The organism is Deinococcus sp., assembly GCF_025362455.1.
Taxonomy (GTDB): Bacteria; Deinococcota; Deinococci; order Deinococcales; family Deinococcaceae; genus Deinococcus.
Genome location: NZ_JANYGJ010000037.1, coordinates 1 through 18,523 on the forward strand (window position 1 = coordinate 1; position 18,523 = coordinate 18,523).

At 66.2% G+C, this 18,523-nt stretch carries 23 protein-coding genes; 9 read left to right on the top strand and 14 right to left on the bottom strand.

What is annotated here, in order from left to right:
* Positions 1-662: 662 nt before the first annotated feature.
* A complete protein-coding gene (locus Q0R23_RS02540; protein WP_293910041.1) occupies positions 663-1,853 on the top strand; it encodes an aminotransferase class I/II-fold pyridoxal phosphate-dependent enzyme in 1,191 nt (396 codons plus the stop codon).
* A 26-nt stretch (positions 1,854-1,879) separates the two neighbouring features.
* A complete protein-coding gene (locus Q0R23_RS02545; protein ID WP_293910043.1) occupies positions 1,880-2,644 on the top strand; it encodes an alpha/beta hydrolase in 765 nt (254 codons plus the stop codon).
* Here Q0R23_RS02545 and Q0R23_RS02550 read toward each other — a convergent pair.
* The 3 genes from Q0R23_RS02550 to Q0R23_RS02560 all read right to left on the bottom strand — a co-directional run bounded on the left by Q0R23_RS02550 (position 2,625) and on the right by Q0R23_RS02560 (position 5,188).
* Entirely contained in the window at positions 2,625-3,890 is a 1,266-nt protein-coding gene (locus Q0R23_RS02550; RefSeq protein ID WP_293910045.1) for an ATP-binding protein, read from the bottom strand. The genes Q0R23_RS02545 and Q0R23_RS02550 overlap by 20 nt on opposite strands.
* Positions 3,890-4,576 (bottom strand): response regulator, encoded by a 687-nt coding sequence (locus tag Q0R23_RS02555; protein WP_293910047.1) that lies wholly within the window; start codon positions 4,574-4,576, stop codon positions 3,890-3,892. The genes Q0R23_RS02550 and Q0R23_RS02555 overlap by 1 nt, the downstream gene beginning before the upstream one ends.
* A gap of 105 nt (positions 4,577-4,681) precedes the next feature.
* Positions 4,682-5,188 carry an SHOCT domain-containing protein gene (locus Q0R23_RS02560; RefSeq protein ID WP_293910049.1) on the bottom strand — a complete coding sequence of 169 codons (507 nt, stop codon included), beginning with the start codon at positions 5,186-5,188 and terminating at the stop codon, positions 4,682-4,684.
* A 165-nt stretch (positions 5,189-5,353) separates the two neighbouring features.
* Between Q0R23_RS02560 and Q0R23_RS02565 the strand changes: the two genes are divergently transcribed.
* On the top strand, positions 5,354-6,088 hold the full coding sequence (locus Q0R23_RS02565) for a YkgJ family cysteine cluster protein (protein WP_293910051.1): 735 nt from the start codon (positions 5,354-5,356) through the stop codon (positions 6,086-6,088).
* Between the two features lie 9 nt (positions 6,089-6,097).
* Here Q0R23_RS02565 and Q0R23_RS02570 read toward each other — a convergent pair whose 3' ends face one another.
* The 6 genes from Q0R23_RS02570 to Q0R23_RS02595 form a co-directional block, all read right to left on the bottom strand.
* On the bottom strand, positions 6,098-6,598 hold the full coding sequence (locus Q0R23_RS02570; RefSeq protein WP_293910053.1) for a phospholipase A2: 501 nt from the start codon (positions 6,596-6,598) through the stop codon (positions 6,098-6,100).
* Between the two features lie 11 nt (positions 6,599-6,609).
* Complete coding sequence (locus tag Q0R23_RS02575; protein ID WP_293910055.1) at positions 6,610-7,278, bottom strand: phospholipase A2; 669 nt, start codon at positions 7,276-7,278, stop codon at positions 6,610-6,612.
* 213 nt (positions 7,279-7,491) lie between these two features.
* Positions 7,492-8,094: a phospholipase A2 gene (locus Q0R23_RS02580; protein WP_293910057.1), complete on the bottom strand. Its 603-nt coding sequence runs from the start codon at positions 8,092-8,094 to the stop codon at positions 7,492-7,494.
* A 148-nt stretch (positions 8,095-8,242) separates the two neighbouring features.
* A complete protein-coding gene (locus Q0R23_RS02585; protein WP_293910059.1) occupies positions 8,243-9,193 on the bottom strand; it encodes an electron transfer flavoprotein subunit alpha/FixB family protein in 951 nt (316 codons plus the stop codon).
* Positions 9,190-9,948 carry an electron transfer flavoprotein subunit beta/FixA family protein gene (locus Q0R23_RS02590; protein ID WP_293910061.1) on the bottom strand — a complete coding sequence of 253 codons (759 nt, stop codon included), beginning with the start codon at positions 9,946-9,948 and terminating at the stop codon, positions 9,190-9,192. The genes Q0R23_RS02585 and Q0R23_RS02590 overlap by 4 nt, the downstream gene beginning before the upstream one ends.
* Before the next feature lie 63 nt (positions 9,949-10,011).
* A complete protein-coding gene (locus Q0R23_RS02595) occupies positions 10,012-10,311 on the bottom strand; it encodes a GNAT family N-acetyltransferase (RefSeq protein ID WP_293910063.1) in 300 nt (99 codons plus the stop codon).
* Positions 10,312-10,621: 310 nt separating this feature from the next.
* On the opposite strand from Q0R23_RS02595, the gene Q0R23_RS02600 reads away from it, so the two are divergent.
* A complete protein-coding gene (locus tag Q0R23_RS02600; RefSeq protein WP_293910065.1) occupies positions 10,622-11,194 on the top strand; it encodes a DinB family protein in 573 nt (190 codons plus the stop codon).
* Between the two features lie 143 nt (positions 11,195-11,337).
* Here Q0R23_RS02600 and Q0R23_RS02605 read toward each other — a convergent pair whose 3' ends face one another.
* Entirely contained in the window at positions 11,338-12,477 is a 1,140-nt protein-coding gene (locus Q0R23_RS02605; protein WP_293910067.1) for an acyl-CoA dehydrogenase family protein, read from the bottom strand.
* Between the two features lie 87 nt (positions 12,478-12,564).
* Here Q0R23_RS02605 and Q0R23_RS02610 point away from each other — a divergent pair, with 87 nt between their 5' ends.
* Positions 12,565-13,224, top strand: coding sequence for a hypothetical protein (locus tag Q0R23_RS02610; RefSeq protein WP_293910069.1), 660 nt, complete (start codon positions 12,565-12,567; stop codon positions 13,222-13,224).
* 134 nt (positions 13,225-13,358) lie between these two features.
* On the opposite strand, the gene Q0R23_RS02615 is transcribed toward Q0R23_RS02610, so the two are convergent.
* Together Q0R23_RS02615 and Q0R23_RS02620 are read right to left on the bottom strand one after the other, a co-directional pair.
* Positions 13,359-13,697, bottom strand: coding sequence for a DUF2568 domain-containing protein (locus Q0R23_RS02615; RefSeq protein ID WP_293910071.1), 339 nt, complete (start codon positions 13,695-13,697; stop codon positions 13,359-13,361).
* Complete coding sequence (locus Q0R23_RS02620) at positions 13,694-14,401, bottom strand: MBL fold metallo-hydrolase (RefSeq protein WP_293910073.1); 708 nt, start codon at positions 14,399-14,401, stop codon at positions 13,694-13,696. Before Q0R23_RS02620 ends, Q0R23_RS02615 begins: the two co-directional genes overlap by 4 nt.
* 99 nt (positions 14,402-14,500) lie before the next feature.
* Between Q0R23_RS02620 and Q0R23_RS02625 the strand changes: the two genes are divergently transcribed.
* Together Q0R23_RS02625 and Q0R23_RS02630 are read left to right on the top strand one after the other, a co-directional pair.
* A complete protein-coding gene (locus Q0R23_RS02625; protein WP_293910075.1) occupies positions 14,501-15,076 on the top strand; it encodes a TetR/AcrR family transcriptional regulator in 576 nt (191 codons plus the stop codon).
* 4 nt (positions 15,077-15,080) lie between these two features.
* Entirely contained in the window at positions 15,081-15,569 is a 489-nt protein-coding gene (locus tag Q0R23_RS02630) for a hypothetical protein (protein ID WP_293910077.1), read from the top strand.
* 2 nt (positions 15,570-15,571) lie between these two features.
* On the opposite strand, the gene thyX is transcribed toward Q0R23_RS02630, so the two are convergent.
* On the bottom strand, positions 15,572-16,291 hold the full coding sequence (gene thyX / locus Q0R23_RS02635; RefSeq protein ID WP_293910079.1) for an FAD-dependent thymidylate synthase: 720 nt from the start codon (positions 16,289-16,291) through the stop codon (positions 15,572-15,574).
* Positions 16,292-16,578: 287 nt separating this feature from the next.
* Positions 16,579-17,058, bottom strand: a complete 480-nt coding sequence (locus tag Q0R23_RS02640; protein ID WP_293910081.1) for an EVE domain-containing protein — start codon at positions 17,056-17,058, stop codon at positions 16,579-16,581.
* Between the two features lie 284 nt (positions 17,059-17,342).
* Between Q0R23_RS02640 and Q0R23_RS02645 the strand changes: the two genes are divergently transcribed.
* Positions 17,343-18,023 carry a PspA/IM30 family protein gene (locus tag Q0R23_RS02645; protein ID WP_293910083.1) on the top strand — a complete coding sequence of 227 codons (681 nt, stop codon included), beginning with the start codon at positions 17,343-17,345 and terminating at the stop codon, positions 18,021-18,023.
* A gap of 360 nt (positions 18,024-18,383) precedes the next feature.
* Positions 18,384-18,523, top strand: a 140-nt coding sequence (locus tag Q0R23_RS18485; protein ID WP_366520376.1) for a helix-turn-helix domain-containing protein, incomplete at its 3' end; no start/stop codon positions are given.

Below are 18,523 nucleotides of genomic sequence, written 5' to 3' on the forward strand. Positions count from 1 at the left end.
TTTTCTGGCAGCGGATGGTGCCGCTCCAGGTGCCGTCGAGGCTGCGCGGTTGAGTCTGGGCCGACGCGGCGCCAAGCACGCTGAGCAGGCTCAGGCTGGCGAGCAGAGAAGCAATCGTCTTCATGCACCCACTCTAGAGCAGATGTCATAAAAAGACCCTTTTTATGACCGAGCGGAGCGAGTAGTTTTGACTGAGCAGGACGCAGAATGGAGGCGCGGGGAGGCTGTTTTCCCCGTGGCGTAATTTGGAGTACTGCTCTAGCGACTCGCCGTTACCGCGCCCTGACGGCAGGCACTGGAACATTTGACATAAAAATCTCATTCTCATGTCCGAGTAAAGCGGGTGTAATACGTCGGGCAGGGCGGAGGCGGCCAGCGGCCAGGCGTCCTCATGGGGAGGAGTGGCGTGCCCAGGCGCGTTCTTGTCCAGAACGGCACTGTCTTGAGCACAACGGCACCTATCGGGCCTGCTCGCCTATCGGGCCTTCTTGGGCAGAACGCACGCCCCTGGGGACGCCTGCCCACTGGCCTCTCCGTTCACGACGACAGTCCGTTTTGGCCAGGAAGGCCCGGTCGGTGCCGTCCTGTCCAAGACAGTGAAGTCATGGGGCGGCGGGCAAGCCCTATGACGGAATTCGGAGAACTGCTCTATCCTGGGCGCCATGTCCGACTCCGAGCATCCGGCCACCCACTATGATCTGAGCACCCTGGCCGCCCGCTCCGGCGAGGAGGCCCGAAGCAACGGCTCCACGCCCCTGGCCGAGCCGATCTACCAGAGCACCGTCTACGCCTACCCCGATCTGGACGCGCTCGAAGAGGCCATGAGCGGACGGGTGCCCAGCAGCTTCTACTACCGCAACGGCACGCCCAACGCAGGCAGCCTGGAGCGTGCCCTCGCCGTGCTGGAAGGCACCGAGGCAGCACTGGTGGCGGCCAGCGGCATGGCGGCCATCAGTGCGGCGCTGCTGGGCGTGCTCAAAGTCGGCGACCATATCGTCACCGACGCCCGCGTCTACGGCGTCAGCTACGCGCTGCTCAAAGATGAGTTCCCGCGCCTGGGCATCGAGGCCAGCTTCGTGGACGCGCTGAATCTGGAAGAAGTCGAGGCAGCGATGCGGCCCAACACCCGCATCGTTCACGTCGAGAGCCTGACCAACCCGCTGATGACCATGCCGGACGTGCCCGCGCTGGCCGAGCTGGCCCACCGGCACCATGCTTTGCTGAGCGTGGACAACACCTTCGCCAGCCCCGCCGTGTTTCGCCCGGCCCTGCACGGCGCCGACCTGGTGACGCATTCGCTCAGCAAGTACCTCAGCGGCCACAGCACGGCCTTTGGTGGCGTGCTGTGCGCCTCCGGCGAGCTGGTGGCCCTCGCCCGCATCCGGCTGCTGCGCCTGGGCGGCACCATCAGCGCCTTCGACGCCTGGATGACCATGCAGGGCCTCAAGACCCTGGGCCTGCGGATGCGGGCGCACTCCGGCAACGCCCAGGCGGTGGCCGACGTGCTGGCGAACCACCCCCGCGTGAAGCGGGTCTACCATCCGGGCCTGAGCAGCCACCCGCAGTTTGTCCGGGCCGCCGAGCTGTTTCCGAACGGGTTTGGCGGCATGCTCAGCGCCGAGGTGGAGGGCGCCCCGGCCTTCGTGAAAGCCCTGGCGGGCAAGATTCCGCTGGCCCCCAGCCTGGCCGATGTGCAGAGCACCTTATCGCACCCCTGGAGCACCTCCCACCGCGTGCTCAGCGAGGACGAGCGGCGCCACTTGGGCATCACGCCGGGGCTGCTGAGATTTTCAATCGGCATCGAGGACGTGGGCGACATTCTGAGCGACATCGAGGGGGCGCTGGGGGAGTGAAGCTGCTCCTGCGTATGATGGGCTGAATGTCCAACTTCGACCTGGCGGATCTGAGGACCATCTTGCACGCCGGGAAGCGCGTCCAGCTTAGCGAACGGGGCGAGGGAGAACCGGCCTTCGTCCTGCTTGCCGGGCTGGGCGATCCGGCCTCGTGGTGGTTCCGGCATCCTGGACCCCAGGAAGCGCAGCCGCACTGGCACGGCACGTTGATGCTGCGGGTTGGCTTGGCATCGAGATTGGCCGCGACCTCCAGGGTGGCCGCTTATGATCGAGCTGGCGTTGGAGGCAGCGAGGCGCCGGACGACGACCGCTCGTGGGCTGAGCTGTTCGGTGAGTTACAGGCCATGCTGAACGCGCTGGAGCTGACCCGACCTCCAACGCTGGTCGGGCACTCGCTGGGCGGGCTGATCGCCTGGGCCTTCGCGCGGCAGTTTCCCGGTCAGGTCGGCGGCCTGGTGCTCCTCGACCCGACACCGCCGCCCACCTCGCCCAAACCGCATGGAGACAGCCCAGAGCGGCTGGCGCTGAAGCATTTCGAGGTCTCCGATCTGGACGCTGGAACACTCGGCGATTTGCCATTGCTGCTGATCGGGCCGGGGTACACCCCGCCGCAGGACAAAGGCCGCTTCTACGCCCGGCGCTCACAGCATGAACGCCTGATTGCCACCTCCAGCCGGGGCCAGGCGGTCTGGACCTCCGACACCGGGCATTATGTCCACCTCGACACGACCCTGGAGGTCACAGAGGCAGTGCTGGACTTCTGGCGCAGGCTTAGCGCAACTCCACGCTGAACTCTTCCATCCCATCCAGCGGCAGCCTCACGGTGAACTCGGCGCCGCCCTGGGGGTGGTTGCGGGCCACGACCTCGCCGCCCTGGGCCTGCACCAGTGCGCGGGCAATCGCCAGGCCCAGGCCACTGCTGCGCTGAGCGGCGGGGCTGTGACTGATGGTGTTGTGGCTGATGGGGTTGTGGCTGACGATAAGGCTGCGGCTGGCGTCGGCCCGGTAGAAGCGCTCGAAGGCGCGGCCCAGCGCGTCCGGGGCGAAGCCGGGGCCGTGATCGCGCACGGTGACGACGCCCAAGCGACCTTCGACGTGGGCGCTCAGGGCGAGGATGCCGGTGGTTCCCGCTTCCGGCGCGGCGTACCGCAGGGCGTTGTCGAGCAGGTTGTGAAGCACCTGGAGGAGCCGCTGCCTGTCGGCCAGGATCATGACCGGCACCGGGGCGCTGAGCTGAATGCAAAGTCCGGCAGCCTGAGCCGGTGCCTGGTAGGAGGCCGCCAGCGTTTTCAGCAGCCCGGCGGCGTCCAGGGGCGCGAGATGCACGTCCATGGCGCCGCTCTCGGCCAGGCTGAGCGTCCGCAGATCGGTCACCAGCCGGGCCAGCACCAGCACCTCGCCGTGGAGGCGGCCCAGCCCGGCCTCGTCGGTGGGGTTTACACCGTCTTGCATGGCCTCCACCTCGGACCTGAGCACGGCCAGGGGTGTGCGCAGGTCATGGGCGATGTCGGCCATCAGGCTGCGGCGCCAGGCTTCCTGCCGGGCCAGGCTCTTCGTCAGGGTATTGAAGGCCAGCGTCAGGTCGCGCAACTCGTCCTGACGGGGCGGAACCAGCAGTTGCAGGTCGCGCTCACCGGCTTCCAGGCGCCGGGCACCCTCGGCCAACCGCAGCAGGGGCCGGGTGAGCTGCCGGGTGAACAGGGCCGAGAGTAGCGCCGCGAAGGCGAAGCTGATGAGTCCGGCGATGAGGGCGCTGCGGCGCAACTCCGAGCCCACCGCCCGGCCCAGCAACCGCCAGCGCTGCTGCTGCGGCGTGAGATCGGCGGCCTCCCAGGGCGGGCCACCGACGCTGAAGGTCGGCAGGCCCAGCTCCGGCGCCACCCGGCCCAGCGTCCGGTAGGCCGCCGTGACCGTCAGCAGTGAGGTCAGCACCACCGCGAACAGGGCCAGCAGCACGAACATGCGGGTCAGGCGCCGCCGCAGGCCACCGGGACGCCGCCGCGCCCTGAAGGGGTGCTTCGCCCGCCCGCCCGGCATCAGGCCCGCAGCCGGTAGCCGACGCCGCGCACGGTTTCGAGCTGCTCACCGCAGCGGCCCAGCTTGCGGCGCAGGTTCTTGACATGGGCGTCCACGGTGCGCTCGTCGGTGCCCCGGTCCAGTCCGCCCAGCGCGAAGAGCAGTTCAGCGCGGCTGCGAACCACGCCGGGGTCGCGCGCCAGCGAGGAGAGCAGCCGCAGTTCGGCGGCGGTCAGATCGAGGGGCTCACCCCCGCAGCGGGCCTCGAAGGCGGCCAGGTCCACGCTCAGCTCGCCCACCACCAGCCTGCCGGGCGGGGGCGCCGCGCTGCCGGAGCGCCTCAGCACCGCGCCCACCCGCGCCACCACCTCACGCGGGCTGTACGGCTTGACCACGTAGTCGTCGGCCCCGATGCCCAGCCCCAGCAGCCGGTCCAGCTCCTCGTCGAGCGCCGTGAGCATGATGATCGGCAGTTGCGACTCGGCCCGAATGCGCCGCGCCACCTCCAGGCCGTCCATCTGGGTGCCCGCCTGGTCCGGCAGCATCAGGTCGAGCAAAATCAGCGCGGGCCGGGCCGAGCGCCACAGCTCCAGCGCCCGCAGCCCGGTGGCCGCCCGCTCGGTGTGGTAGCCGCCCCGGCGCAGGTACTGCTCCAGAATATCGGCCAGGCGGGGTTCGTCCTCGACGATCAGTATGGTGGCGGACATGGTTGCCTCTGAGGATAGGGGATGGGGCGGCTTGTGGCCTGCGGCTTGCGGCTTGTGAGAAGAGATTGGGACGCCCGGTCAGGTGCTTCGGGCGTCTCAGGGAGGTCAGACGATGGTGGCGGTGGTGGCGGTGGTGGGCGGGGGCTGATTGCCGCCCGGTTGAGCGCCCAGGGTCTTGAGGATCGTCTGGTACTCCTCGGCGGTGATCTCGCCGCGTGCGTAGCGTTCGCGGGCGATGTCAAGGGCACTGTCGGTCACGAACTGCTGGCGTCCGCGCCGGAAGTTTTCCCGAATGTCGTCCATGAAATTGCCGGGCATGGCGCTCCCTTGCGTCTGACTGTTCTGCGTCTGACTGTTCTGCGTCTGACTGTTCTGCATCTGGCCATTCTGCATCTGAGAGCGGCCCATCATCTGGCGGCGGCGCTTGCCTCTGCCGCGCAGAAACAGAAAGCCGCCGAGCAGCAGCAGCGGCAGCACGAAGCCGGGGCCGCCGTGGAAGTGATGGCCCTGGTAGCCGTCGTAGCCGGGGTAGCCGTAGGGGGTCTGGCTGACGGGGGCGTACTGGGTCTGGAGCAGTGCAGAGGTGGCGGGGTTGTTGATGATGACGTCCATGTGATCTCTCCTTGGGGCGGGGAGCAGGCTGCTTCTCTCGCCTGCATTCAAGGTAGGCCGGGGCACATGAACGGCGCGGGGAGGGCTTGTGAAGGCGGTGTGAACGAACTGAAAGCCAATGTCGGTGACGGCGCCCCACTCCTCCCCTGCTCTATGCTGCCTCAGATGACCGCGCCCCACTTCACCCCCGATCCTGCCGTGCTCCAGGCCGTGCGCGGCGCCTACGCCCGCTACGAGAAGGCGGCGGGCCGTTTCCTGACGGACTTCACGGCCCAGGGCGGCGCGGTCCACTGCGCTGCTGGCTGCTTCGGCTGCTGCAACATGCCCATTCGCCTGAGCCTGGCCGAAGCGGCGCTGGTCGCCAGCGTGCTGAGCCCGGAGGAAGCACGCCGGGTCGAGAAGCACGCCCGCAAGGTGCTGCACAACGCCCGCACGGCGCCGAATGAAGACGAATATGTCAAGCGCCACCGCCTCAAGGTCGGCTACTGCCCGCTGCTCGGCCCGGACGGCGCCTGTACCCGCTACGAGGTGCGGCCCACCCGCTGCCGCGACACCTTCAGCGCCTTTCCCGCCGTGTATTGCCAGGAGGGCACCTGGGAGGGCATGAACGCCCACGAGAAGCGCGACTACGCCCGCGAGGTCCGCCGGACGCCCGGCACCGACGGCGAGACGCACTTCATCGCACCGCTCGAAGAGATGAGCGAGCCGGTCTGGACCAGGTGCGCCCAGATCATGCGCCAGCGCTGGGGCCTGGAAGCCTGGGGCGACTTCTGGGTGCTGACGACGTTGGCGGCCAGTCCGGCCTTCATGGCGGCTGTTGAGCGGGGCGAGCGCGGCGCCGCCATCCGCGAGGCCCGCAAGCTGGGGCTCGATCACGAGACGGTGCTGGAATTCTCGTGAGCTGGACCGTTAGAAGTGACTCGTTCCGCCCAGCCGCACGCCGGATTCGTAGATCAGCGCCGCCGCACTGCACTCAGGCCGTTTGATCCAGATCAGCGCCGCGCAGATGGCCTGCATGTCGGCGTAGAAGGCGTGGTCGGTGGTTTCGCGGTTCTGGGGCGTGCGCTCCAGCACTCTGAGGTTGCGGTAGCCGAAGTCGTGGATGTTGCAGGCCGGGCGAAACACCTCGCCGTAGCCGAGGTCCAGGCCCGGCGGCGCCGAGCAGCCGTCGCGGCTCCAGTCCAGATCGGGGTAGGGGGCATCGTTGCTGGCCTGACTGGCGTAGGCGGCCTCAAAGTTCTGCATGCTGCCCCAGGCCAGCGCCTTGACATACGCCAGGCGGCCCTGAGCATTCAGCGGCTCCGCTGCGGCGCTCGTCGGTGACGCGGCGGGCGCACAGGCCGCCAGCAGCGCACCCAGGCCCAGCAGAAACGCGAAGCGGCGACTCCCGCTCGAAACAGGCCCACTCAAAACAGGCCAACTCAGAACAGGGCGGCGCCGCCCAGCCGCACACCTTCCTCGTACATGTAGGCGACGACGTAGCAGCTTGGGCGCTCCGGCGGAAAACGGGCGGCGCAGATGGCTTTCAGGTTGCTGAAAAACGCCTCGTCGGTTCTGGTCCGGTTTTCCGGGGTGCGTTCGAGCAACCTGAGATTGTGATAGCCGAAATCGTGGACCAGGCAGGCCGGGCGAAACGTCTCGTGGTAGCCAAAATCCAGGCCGGGCGGCGTGGAGCAGCCGTCGGTGCTCCAATCCAGGCCGGGGTGCAGGGTGTCGATGAAGTCGCGCCGGAACGACGCCGCCTCAAAGTTCTGCACGTTGCCCCAGGCCAGCGACTTGACGAATTCCAGGCGGCCAACCGGCGCAGGCAGCGCCTGAGTATTGGGGGCTTGAGGCGCGGGCGCTTCCCCATACGCCTCCTGAAGCGTGGCGATCAAGCGGGGATCGTGACCGACCTGCGCCAGAATAAACTGACTCTGCGCGTCTTGAAGCTCACTTCGGCTGGCATAGTCGGTGGCAGCACGGTCATTGACAGCACGGTCATTGGCAGCACGATCATTGGCAGCACGGTCGTCAGGCAGCGGCTCTGGGCGGCAGGCCGTCAGCAGGGTCGCCAGCGTCAGCAGAGAGAGGCACCAGGGTCGCTTCATGAATACTTAAGTATAGTTTATCCGCTGGGGCCGGAACAGCGGGCCGCTACTGAAAGCTGCTGGCTCCATTGACCCGCACCGCCTGGTAATAAAGCAGATGTCATAAAAAGGGTCTTTTTATGACCGAGCGGAGCGAGTAGTTTTGACTGAGCAAGGCGCAGAATGGAGGCGCGGGGAGGCTGTTTTCCCCGTGGCGTAATTCGGAGTACTGCTCTAGGCGTAGGCGGCGGCGAAGCAGGGCGGCTCCTTGTACCAGGGTTTGGCGCCGCAGATGACTTTCATGTTGCTGTAGAACGCCTCGTCGGTCGTGCGGCGGTTGGCGTCGGTGCGCTCCAGCACTTTCAGGTTGCGGTAGCCGAAGTCGTGGACGTTGCAGGCGGGCCGGAAATCTCCGGTGTAGCCGAGTCCCAGCCCACTCGGCGCCGAGCAGCCGTCGCGGGTCCAGTTCAGGCCGGGATAGGGTCCACCTGTCAGGGCGTAGGCGGCGTACTGGCCGTCATACTGCCCCACGCTGCCCCAGCCCACCGACTTGACGTAGGCCAGCCGGTCCGAGGTCAAGTGCTGCGCCGTGAGCGCGGGCGCGGCAGGCAAGCCGAGCGAGCGCGGCGCCTCGTGGTACGCCTCCCTGAGTGCCTGGGCCAGCCCCGGATCGTCGCCGTAACGCTGCAAGATGGCCTGGCTTCCGGCGTCCTGAAGTTCCGGTCGCTGGGCATACGGTGTCTGGGCATAGGGCGTGCTGAACGAAGACGGAGCAGTCTGCTGAGCACACGACGCGAGCAAAAGACCCAGGGCAACGGCGGCGAGACGCTTATCCATGACGACACTCCTGTGGAGCACCGAGAGGTTGAGTTGTGCTGTAGCCATGATTCTAGCCGAACGTCTGGGCGCTGTCAGGCGGCAGCATCCGAACGGAATAGAAAAACCGCCCAGCGTGGACCGGGCGGCTGACTGTCCAGACTTCGGCTCAGCGCCTGCTGGCCTCGATCAGCGCGGGGACGATCTCGCTGACGTCGCCGACGATGCCGTAGTCGGCGACCTTGAAGATGGGGGCCTCGGCGTCCTTGTTGATCGCCACGATGTACTTGCTCTTGCCCATACCGGACAGGTGCTGCACCGCGCCGGACACGCCCAGCGCGATGTAGGCGCCCGGCTGCACGGTCTTGCCGGTCTGGCCGACCTGCTCGGCGTAGGGGCGCCAGCCCGCGTCCACCACGGCCCGCGTGGCGCCCACCCCGGCGCCCAGGTTGTCGGCCAGCGGCTCGATGAGTCGGGCGAAGTTCTCGGCGTTGCCCACGCCGCGCCCGCCGGTCACGATGATGTCGGCCTCCGATAAGGCGACGCGGCTGGACTTCTCGACGCTGCGGCCCGTGATGGTCACGCGGCGCTCAGGCAGGTCCAGGTCGATGTCGTACTGCTCGCCGGGCGCCCCCAGCGGCGCGGCGGGCGCGAAGGCCCCCGGCTTGGCGCTCACCACGACCACCGGCCCACTCGCCTCCACCGTCTCGGTGACGCGGGAGAGGTAGGTGTAGCGCTGGGCGCGCAGGGCGTCCCCATGTGCGCTGAGTGAAATGGCGTCTTCGAGGTACGGCGCGTCGAGCTTGACGGCCACGCGCGGCGCGTACTCGCGGCCCGAACGGCTGCCAGGGGTAATGACGGTGTGGGCCTCGCCCGCGCGGGCGATCTGGGCGGTGGCCGCCGCCCACAGCTCGGCGTCGTAGGTCGCCAGCTCGCTCAGGTCGGCCACTAGCACCTGATCGGCCACGGCGGCAGCCTCGGCAGCCACGCCCGCGACGCCGTGACCGAGAACCAGCAGCGTGATCGGTCCCTCGCGGCCACTGCTGCGGGCCGCGCTCACCATCTCCAGACTCGCCTTGGCCAGCTTGCCGCCCGTATGTTCCGCTACGACTAAAATCACCGGATCACCTTCGCTTCGTTTCTGAGGAGGTCGATGAGCTGCGCCGCCGCCGCCTGGGGGTCTTTGCCGTCGATGACCCTGTTCAGCCGGGCACGCACCTGAATCTCGGCGCTGACGTAGTTCAGACTTGGCGCGGCGCCGTAGGTCGCCAGGTCATCCTTGCGCAGCTCCTTCTTCTTGGCCTTCATGATGTTGGGCAGCGTCGGGTAGCGCGGCTCGTTGAGACCCTGCTGGGTGGTGACGACGGCGGGCAAGTGAGTTTCGAAGCTCTCGTTGCCGTCGTCTACATCGTGGCGCCCGGTCAGCGCCGTGCCATTCAGGTGCAGTTCGTTGGTCCAGGTCAGTTGTGCCCATCCTAAGCGCTCCGCCGTCGCCGCGCCCAGCGCCTGCGAGTCCCAGTCGGCTTCCTGGCCGCCCAGCAAGATCAGCTCGGCACCTTCGGAGCGGGCCAGTCCAGCGATCACTTTACTGAGTGCCACGGCGTCCAGGCGCTCCTCGGTTTCGATGTGTACGGCGCGGTCCACACCCATCGCCAGGGCGGTTCGCAGGGCGTCCTCGTTGCGTTGCGGCCCCACGGCCACGGCGATGATCTCGGCCTCGGCTCCGGCCTCGCGCAGTCGCAGGGCGGCCTCCACACCGTACTCGTCCATGCCATCCATCACGACGGTGGTGCCGCCTAAGTCCACCACGTTGCCGCTGAGCTTCACGCGGGCCTCGGCGTCCGGCACCTGCCGGATTAAGGTCAGAATCTTCATCAGGGAGTCTCCTCGTGCTTCTTTTATACTGAGTCCAAGTTTAGCAGGACCGGCGATGTGTTCTCAACTGGGGTTCCTCAACTCTACGCCGGAAGGTCTGGAACAATCGTCGCCCAGAACAGTCAGTCGGGCTTCAAGGCGATCAAGCCCTGCCCCCGTTTCCCTGAACCCGCAGCCACGGTAAAAGCCCTCCAGGTGCGGCCCGAAGTCCACATGGAGCCAGTGCAGCCCGCGCGACTGGGCCTGAGCTGCCACCCGGCGCACCAGCTCGGCGCCCAGGCCACGGCGCTGAAACTCAGGATGCACGGTGGTGTCGAGCAGGAAAGCGTGAACGCCTCCGTCCCAGGCGACCGTCCCGATCAATACGGACGAAGCCGACGAGCCGCACATCGGCGTAGGCGCAGACCCAGGTGAGGCTATGGCTCAGACGGTCAAGGTCAGGCGCAGCGGGCGCGTTCCAGGCAGCGGCCCAGAGGGCTTGGTAGGCGGTGAGGTCAGGCCGTTGCCGGAGGGTGTACTGGAGGGTCATGATCGCCAAGTCTAGCGGCGTAGCGAACGGCGACCCGCCGACGACACCCGGCACCGACTGCTGCCGTGGCCTGTGCATGAGCGTTTCTCACGAACTCGGCGCTAGGTTGAGAACGATGAAACACTGCTGGCGAGGAGCGAAATCGTGGCGCGAGCCGCTGAATTGACAGCTATTCAGAGACAGCTCACAGCCGTCCAGAAGCAGGCGCAGGCACTCGTCGCCGCCGTCAGCCAGGAGCAGATGTGGAGGTGCCCCTCACCCGAATCGTGGTCGGTCGGGGAATGTCTGGCGCACCTCAATATCGTCGGGCAACTGTATCTGAGCACCATGCAGGCCGCCGTGAACGCAGGCTGGGCCGAGGGCAGGGTCGGCAGCGGCCCGTTTCGGTACAGCCCCTTCTTTCGCCTGTTTCTGTGGTACGAGGAGCCGCCCCCGCGCAAGCGGCTCATTCCTTTCAAGCTGGGCAATGCCGCTCCGGCGATGTTCGCGCCTCCGGCTCAGCCGAACGAACATGTCGCCGAAGACTTCATGACCCTGCAACGTGAGTTGTCGGCGCTCAGCGAGAAGGCGGACGGGCTCGACCTGAGCCGCGTGAAGATCACTTCCCCCGCAGCGGAACGGTTCCGGATGAGCTTGCTTGAGGCGTTCGGCGGAACCCTGGCCCATGAGCGGCGACATCTCTGGCAGGCCGAGCGAGCCAGAGAAGCGCTCAGATGATGCGCGGCCACTCTGCGCTGCCAGGCCGGATCGCCTAGCCTGGCAACCGGGCTTCCAGTCCGGCCCTGACCCCGGCCCACTCGTGATCGAGCACGCTGAACACTACCGAGCCGAGTACGAGTTGATTGGCGCCGGGTCGCCTTTCAGCGCAGCAGATTCCGCGCAATGATTAGGCGCTGAATCTCGTTCGTTCCCTCGTAGATCTGGTTGAGCTTGACGTCGCGCAGCAGTTTTTCCACCGGGTACTCGCCGACGTAGCCGTAACCGCCGTGAACCTGAATCGCCTCGTTGGCGGCGTCAAAGGCCATCTCCGAGCAATACGCCTTGGCAATCGCGGCCTCGCTGGCGTGGGGCCTACCCGAATCGACCAGCCAGGCGGCCTTGTAGGTCATCAGGCGGCCCGTTTCGATGCCCATACTCATCTCGGCGAGCTTGAACTGAATGGCCTGGTAACTGGTGATCGGTTTGCCGAAGGCCTCGCGCTCCTTGGCGTACTTGAGGCTCTCGTCCAGCGCCCGCCGGGCGATGCCCACTGAGCCCGCCGCCACCGGAATACGCGTCTTGTCGAGCGTCTTCATGGCGATCTTGAAACCGTCGCCCAGCCCGCCGAGCTGGTTGCCTCGCGGCACCCGCACGTTCTCGAAGACGAGTTCGCTGGTCAGGCTCGCCCGCTGGCCCATCTTGTGCTTGATCTTGTTGTAACTGAATCCAGGCGCGTCTTTGGGCACCACCAGCGCCACCGTCGCCCCGTGCCCGCCGCCGCGTTCGGTGGTGGCGAACACGACCGTGATCTCGGCGATGCCCCCATTGGAAATCCACATCTTGGTCCCGTTGATGACCCACTCGTCGCCGTCCAGCACGGCGGTGGTCTTCATGGCGGCGGCGTCCGAACCGTTGTCGGGCTCGGACAGGGCGAAGGCGGCCAGGCCAGGCTTCTCCGTCAGCGGGGTCAGAAAGCGGCGCTGCTGCTCCTCGCTGCCGCCCACCAGGATCGGCACGATGCCCAGCTCGGAGGCCATCAGCACGGTGTAGATGCCCATACAGCCGTAGGCCAGCTCCTCGCCGATGATGGCTTCGTCGAGCATGCCCAGCCCCAGGCCCCCGGCGTGTTCGGGAATCGACAGGTTGAGCAGCCCGACCTCAAACGCCTTCTCCACGACCTGCCAGGGCAACTCCTCGCGGCGGTCATACTCGGCGGCAATCGGAATGATCTCGCGGCGGGTGAACTCGCGGGCGAGTTGCTGGAGCTGGCGCTGCTCGTCGGTCAGGGAAAAGTCGATCATGGGCACTCCTGGGCGAGAGGGAAGTTTAGACTGAGTTCAAGTATACCTCTCCCGCCCTGAAAAAACGCGGGATAAACTGCCGGTCAGATGCCCCCACCCAGTTTGACCTTCCTGCACACCTCACCAGTCCATGTAGCGACCTTTGATGCATTGCTGGCCGAGCTGGCGCCAGAGATTCCCGTGCGCCACATCGTCGAGGAAGCCCTGCTGGAGCGGGCCAGGGCGGAAGACGTGGCGGCAGTTTCCGGGCGACTGAGCGAACTCCTGCGTGAGCTGGAAGGCCGGGCCGCCGTGCTCGTCTGCACCTGCTCGACGATTGGGAACGCGACGGAGGCGCTGGGTTCCGAGCGTCTGCCGGTGATGAGGATTGACCGCCCTATGGCCGAGGCGGCGGTCAAGGCTGGACAAAACGGCGCCGTACTGATCCTGGCCGCCCTGGACTCCACCCTGGGGCCGACGCGGGCGCTCATCGAGGACGCGGCGCGGAAGTTGAGGTTGCCTGCGAGCATCCAGATCAAGCTCTGCACGGGCGCCTGGACACTCTTTGAATCGGGCGACCTGGCCGGGTACACGGCTTGCATCACCACTGAGCTGGACAGCTTGCCCGAACCGCTGCCTGCCGTGGTGGTGCTGGCTCAGGCGTCGATGGCCCCGGCGGCGACGCAAACCAGACTCTCCGTCCCGGTGCTGAGCAGTCCCCGGCTGGGGGCACAGGCGGCGGTGGCGCTGTACCGGCAGACCACCTGATACCAAATGGTGTTGAGTCGAAGACGAGGGCCGACCAACGGGAGTAGCAAACACTACCGTGTGGCGGCGATGGAAACCTATCCGTCGCTTTTTGCGGATAGCTTGGAATCAGAGCAAGACGGTATGACTCCGGCTTACGGCCCGCGCAGGCGCAGAGCAAACGAGGCGGTCAGGATGACGAGCACCAGCAACCCGTAGCCCAGCGCCAGCCCAGCCTGCTGCTGCCTGAACAGGGTCAGCACCGCCAGCCCGTAGAGCACGACCTCGATCATCAAACGCCGAGCGCTGGGCAGACGGCGCGGCGCGGGAGGTGAGACCCAGATTCCCAGTACGAACGCCGCCGCCACAGGGCCTGCCAGAGCGGCCAGCAGTTTTATCCAGAGCTTCCCGTCCAGGGTCCAGCCCCAGCGCGCCAGGCAAACGAAGGCGACAAGCTCGGCGGCAAAATTCAGCGCCTGCACGGCCAGGCTCATGTCAGCGGGGTGACGTGTCGCTGCGCCTGTGCCACTGCCGCCCGCATCGCCTGAACCGGGGCTTCGAGCACCGCGCCGTGCCCGACCGCCAGCCGCTGCGCCTTCAGCTCCGCCAGTCGGGCCGCGCTCTGCATCGCCGTCTGAGCGTCCCAGGTCGCCAGCGCCGGAAACGGAAACAGCAACCGCATCTGGCCCGCCACCGCCGTCCCCGCCGCCGTCTGGAAGGCGTCCCCGGCGATCAAGGTGCCGTCCCGTTCGTCGAGGAAGGCGAAATGGCCCGGCGTATGTCCCGGCGTGGCGACGGCCCGCAGCGAGCCGACACGGTCCCCGTCTTGCAGCAGGCGGTCCGGGCGGGTCTGGGTCACCTTCAGGTCGCCTTTCAGTTTGCGCTGCGATTCGCCCGCGTCCAGGCTGTGATCACCAGCCAGAATCCGGGCGTCGCGGGCGCTGATGCTGACCTCGGCGCCGGGCAGGGCGGCGCGTAGGGCGTCCAGGCTGCCCACATGGTCGCCGTGCGCGTGGGTCAGCACGATGCGTTTCACCGGCAGACCGAGCTGGGCCACCGCCTTCAGGATGGCCGGGGCGCTGCCGGGCACGTTGGTGTCGATCAGGGTCAGGCCGCCCTCGTCGCGCAGCAGGTAGCTATTGAAAAACCCAAAGCGAGTCGAGCGAAACAGGTGGGCGCCGTGCTGGGTCAGTGACATGCCGTTCTCCTTGTGAGCGAATAAGACTAACGCTGTTCGCCTTGATTGTGAACAAGGTATACCTCCCCGTTCGGGGTGTCAAGACGTACACTGTTCGCCATGCCCTACCCTGCCAAACTCACGCCGGATTCGGTTGTCCAGGCCGCCCTGGTCCTCCTCGACGGCGGCGGTCAGACCGCGCTCAACATGCGCCCGCTGGCCGCCGCGCTGGGCGTGCAGCCGAGCAGTCTGTACCGGCACTTTCCGGACCGGGGGGCGCTGCTCTCGGCTCTGGAAGACGGCGCCGCATGCGAACTGGCGCAGCGATTGAGTGCTTCCAGCGCTGGCTTACCGCCGCGTGAGGCGCTGACCGCCCTCAGCCTGGCGTACCTCGACTACGCCCGCACCTGTCCGCACCGCTACGGGTTGCTGCTCTCGGAACGCCCCCCGCAGCCCAGCACGCCCAGCCCCAGCAAAGACCTCTGGAACGCGGTCAAGGACGCCGTAAGCGCCCTGAGCGGCGTGAGCGACGACACCGCCCGCACGGTGGCGCTGTGGGCTTACCTCCACGGGTTCGCGGTGCTGGAACGCAGTGGGCTGTTCGGGTTGAGTGGGCCTCGCGGCGGCTTCGAGACCGGGCTGGGCGCACTGCTGGATGAGATGGAGCGCGGGGCGGCAGAATCTGGGGCAAGATAACGCCATGCCTTCTCCTCTTCCCCACTCCCAGCAGCCCGACGACGCCCAGGCCCTGCTGCTGGCCGAGGGCGACCTGCTCTCACGGCGGCTGGCGCAGGGGCTGCACGCGCCGCTGGACCGGCAAGACCGCATCACGCTGTATGGCCGCTCGCTGGTCTTCAATCTGGTAAATGCCATGCTGCCCACCGTCGAGCAGATCACCTGGCGGATGGAAAAACCGCTCAGCGCCCACATCAGCAGCGATCTGCGGGGCCGCGCCACCGTCCAGACCGTCAGTTTTGACGGGGAGCTCTGGCACAACCTGCCCGTCGACGATCTGGTAGAATCGGCGCTGTTCGTGCGCGGGCGGCTGCACCCGATGATTCAGGAACATCTGCTCGGCGCCCTGTACGGCTCGGAGCACGCCGCTGGCCGCGCCCTGGTCGCCTGCCTGAAAAGCCGCCCGGTGCTGGACGCGACCCAGGCGTATCTGAAGGCGCTGCTGCGGAAGTAACGTCAGTGCTCGCCGATCTCTGCCCAAGCCGCAAACGTCACCGGAAACAGGGGCCGGGCCAGTTCGCCCATCGCCTGCGCATATAACCTGGTTTCGTACTGGGCGCCGTCATGGTCGCGCAGGCTCAGGAAATGCAGCAGCGAGCGCACGTTGAAGGTGTAATACGACTCGGTGTACAGGCTCAGCGGCAGCACGCCCCGCGCCTGCTCCCGCGTGACGCCCAGGGCCAGCAGCTCGTAGTAGGCCCGGAAAGCCGTCTCGGAGGCGTGTGCCCAGATGGCCTGAGCGGCGCCCTGATCGAGCGTGCCGTCGTCGGCGACGCTGGCCTGGCGATTGCTGGGCGCCTGTTTGCGAAACTCGTTTGGGGTGTAGTCACGCTCCTGAACTTCTACATATCTGCCGGACACCTCATTTTTTGAGACCCCGACACGATGACGAACCATCTGGCGATCGACAAAAATCGGGCAGATGACTTTGAATGTAATCAGGTTGTGTTCAAACGGGCTGCCGTGCCGGTTTTTCAGCAGATACGAAATCAGTTTCTCGTCGCGGGCCGCCAGTGGGGCGTCGCTGTCGCCACCGAATGAAACCCGCGCAGCGTTCACAATCATCTTGTCGTCGCCGACGTACTGGACCAGCGCCACCGAGCCGATGCCGTCCGAGAGCGGGTAGAGCAGGCTGGCAGCCGTATCGGCAACAGAGGCGGGGGCGATGTCGTTCACACCCCCAGCTTAACTTGATTTTACGAATTCGGACCCGGCTGTTTAGCTCCGGCGCCTGCGGACCACCACCGGCACGGTCTGGCGCCGCGCTTCGGGGCGGCAGGAGAGCGAAAGACCCAGTGCAGCGGCGGCGATAACCAGGGCGATAAGCATGCCTCAGTCTGTGCCCAGGGAGCTTACAAGAGCGTTACAAATCCCACACCGACCCGGCAATGCGCTTGGGGGCATCCAGCCGGTCAGCAGCGGCAGGTGCGAGCGGGTCGGGGGTTCAAGGCTGACGCCATCGATCAAGCGAAGCTGCCATAGCTGTCATTCAGCCCTCCTGCTTTCAGAATGCAACGGAACTCGGCCTCGCCCACCGGCATCACCGAGAGGCGCGTACCCTTCTGGAGCAGTCGCAGGCCGCCCAGCTCCGACCTCTGGCGCAGCGTGTCGAGTGGCAGATAGTTCGGTAGCGCCACGACGGCGGCAATGTCGACCATGCTCCATCTGGGTTCGCCGGGCCTGCTGCGGGCATCGAAATACGGGCTGGACACATCGAATTCCAGATTGTCCGGGTGCGCCGCCTTCACCACGCGCCCCACACCGGCCACGCCCGGCGGCCTGGCGTTCGAGTGGTAGATCAGGCACAGGTCGCCCACCTCCATCTGGCGCAGGAAATTGCGGGCCTGGTAGTTCCGCACGCCGTTCCAGTGCTCGACGCCGACCCGCGCAAGGTCAGGGTAGCCGAAGACGTCCGGCTCGGATTTCAGCAGCCAGAACTTCATTCGGGCACTCGCATTCAGGCGCTCCGCAAGCGGCGGGAGGGCAGGCTGGTCGCTGTCACGTCCTCTTCATCTCACCTTGATTCTACGCGGGGCCGGGCAACTCTTATAGAATGGGCAGCGTACCGTCATCCAGAACACGAACCCCAGGAGGTTTCACCCAAGTACGTCCTTGCTGCCGTTCCGGGTTTCCGCAGAAAGCGCTCCACCCCTCTACTCTCGCCAGGACGTACTTTCTTCCTCACTCGCTCCACTCGGTAAAGCTAAAGCTTTACAAGGAGATATTCATGTCTATTCTCGACCGTCTGTCACGGCTGCTGCGCGCCAATGTCAACGACCTGATTTCCAAGGCTGAAGATCCCAGCCTGATTATCGAGCAGACGCTGCGCGACATGCGGGGCGCCTACGGCGAGGCCCGCACCGAGGTCGCCGGGTCGATGGCCCAGCAGGCCAAGCTGGAGCGCGAGGCCACCACCAACCGCCGACTGTCCGAGGAGTACGGCAAAAAAGCCGAGGAGGCCCTGCGCGGCGGCTCTGAGGAGCTGGCCCGCGAGGCGCTGCGCCGCAAGCAGAACTACCTCGACCTGGCCGCCGGGTTCGACGACCAGCTCAAGCTCAGCACCAGCAACGTCGATCAGCTCAAGACCCAGCTCCGCGCCCTGGAAGCCAAGATCGACGAGATGGAAAGCAAGCAGCAACTGCTCCTGGCCCGCCACCAGACCGCCAAGGCCACCGAAACATTGGAGAAGGCGTCAGGCTTTGACCGGGCAGGTGGCGCCATGAACGCCTTCGAGGACATGGAGCGCAAAGTGGCTGCCCAGGAGGACAAGGCCAGGGCGATGGGACAACTCCGCGAGGAAGGCGACATAGACGCCCAGCTCGCCAACCTGGGGCGCGGCAAGGCCATCGACGACGAATTCGAGGCCCTCAAGCTCAAGATTCAGGGCAGCGAGCAACCCAAACCCTGAGTTGAGGTGAGATGGAGCGAGCCAGCGCCGGAAGGTGGCTGGCTTTTTTGTTTGGGGGCAATTACAAGCATGTATAGCAGAAAGAGACGCAACTGACCGGGCTTCCCAATAGACTTAGGATGAAAAAGCTTTGAGTAAGTTTCCTGTCAGACTCAAGTTGCGTATGATAGAGCATGGACAAAGATGAAATTCCTACTGGTCGACACGCGGTGCGGCCAGAGCCAAAAACAGAGATTATATTATCTGAGTCCGATGAGATTGATGCGACGGTTGAAACTCCAATAACCAGTTGGTGAATTCCAGTTGCTAGCGCACAGCGTGACCCGGAGGGGCTACGCTTTCTCTGACAAGGGAGAAATCATGTGCTACCAACGGATCACGCTGCCCCTACGGTACAAGATCGAAGCGCTCTATGAGGTGGGTCACTCCTGCGCCCAGATCGCCACTCAACTCGGCGTTCACCGCACGACCATCGGGCGGGAACTGGAGCGCTGTACACC

Bases quoted from the DNA above. Each gene is read 5' to 3' on its own strand.
- Q0R23_RS02540 (WP_293910041.1), top strand. From the start codon at position 663: ATGTCCGACTCCGAGCATCCGGCCACCCACTATGATCTGAGCACCCTG.
- Q0R23_RS02545 (WP_293910043.1), top strand. From the start codon at position 1,880: ATGTCCAACTTCGACCTGGCGGATCTGAGGACCATCTTGCACGCCGGG.
- Q0R23_RS02550 (WP_293910045.1), bottom strand. From the start codon at position 3,890: ATGCCGGGCGGGCGGGCGAAGCACCCCTTCAGGGCGCGGCGGCGTCCC.
- Q0R23_RS02555 (WP_293910047.1), bottom strand. From the start codon at position 4,576: ATGTCCGCCACCATACTGATCGTCGAGGACGAACCCCGCCTGGCCGAT.
- Q0R23_RS02560 (WP_293910049.1), bottom strand. From the start codon at position 5,188: ATGGACGTCATCATCAACAACCCCGCCACCTCTGCACTGCTCCAGACC.
- Q0R23_RS02565 (WP_293910051.1), top strand. From the start codon at position 5,354: ATGACCGCGCCCCACTTCACCCCCGATCCTGCCGTGCTCCAGGCCGTG.
- Q0R23_RS02575 (WP_293910055.1), bottom strand. From the start codon at position 7,278: ATGAAGCGACCCTGGTGCCTCTCTCTGCTGACGCTGGCGACCCTGCTG.
- Q0R23_RS02580 (WP_293910057.1), bottom strand. From the start codon at position 8,094: ATGGATAAGCGTCTCGCCGCCGTTGCCCTGGGTCTTTTGCTCGCGTCG.
- Q0R23_RS02590 (WP_293910061.1), bottom strand. From the start codon at position 9,948: ATGAAGATTCTGACCTTAATCCGGCAGGTGCCGGACGCCGAGGCCCGC.
- Q0R23_RS02605 (WP_293910067.1), bottom strand. From the start codon at position 12,477: ATGATCGACTTTTCCCTGACCGACGAGCAGCGCCAGCTCCAGCAACTC.
- Q0R23_RS02610 (WP_293910069.1), top strand. From the start codon at position 12,565: ATGCCCCCACCCAGTTTGACCTTCCTGCACACCTCACCAGTCCATGTA.
- Q0R23_RS02615 (WP_293910071.1), bottom strand. From the start codon at position 13,697: ATGAGCCTGGCCGTGCAGGCGCTGAATTTTGCCGCCGAGCTTGTCGCC.
- Q0R23_RS02620 (WP_293910073.1), bottom strand. From the start codon at position 14,401: ATGTCACTGACCCAGCACGGCGCCCACCTGTTTCGCTCGACTCGCTTT.
- Q0R23_RS02625 (WP_293910075.1), top strand. From the start codon at position 14,501: ATGCCCTACCCTGCCAAACTCACGCCGGATTCGGTTGTCCAGGCCGCC.
- Q0R23_RS02630 (WP_293910077.1), top strand. From the start codon at position 15,081: ATGCCTTCTCCTCTTCCCCACTCCCAGCAGCCCGACGACGCCCAGGCC.
- Q0R23_RS02640 (WP_293910081.1), bottom strand. From the start codon at position 17,058: ATGAAGTTCTGGCTGCTGAAATCCGAGCCGGACGTCTTCGGCTACCCT.
- Q0R23_RS02645 (WP_293910083.1), top strand. From the start codon at position 17,343: ATGTCTATTCTCGACCGTCTGTCACGGCTGCTGCGCGCCAATGTCAAC.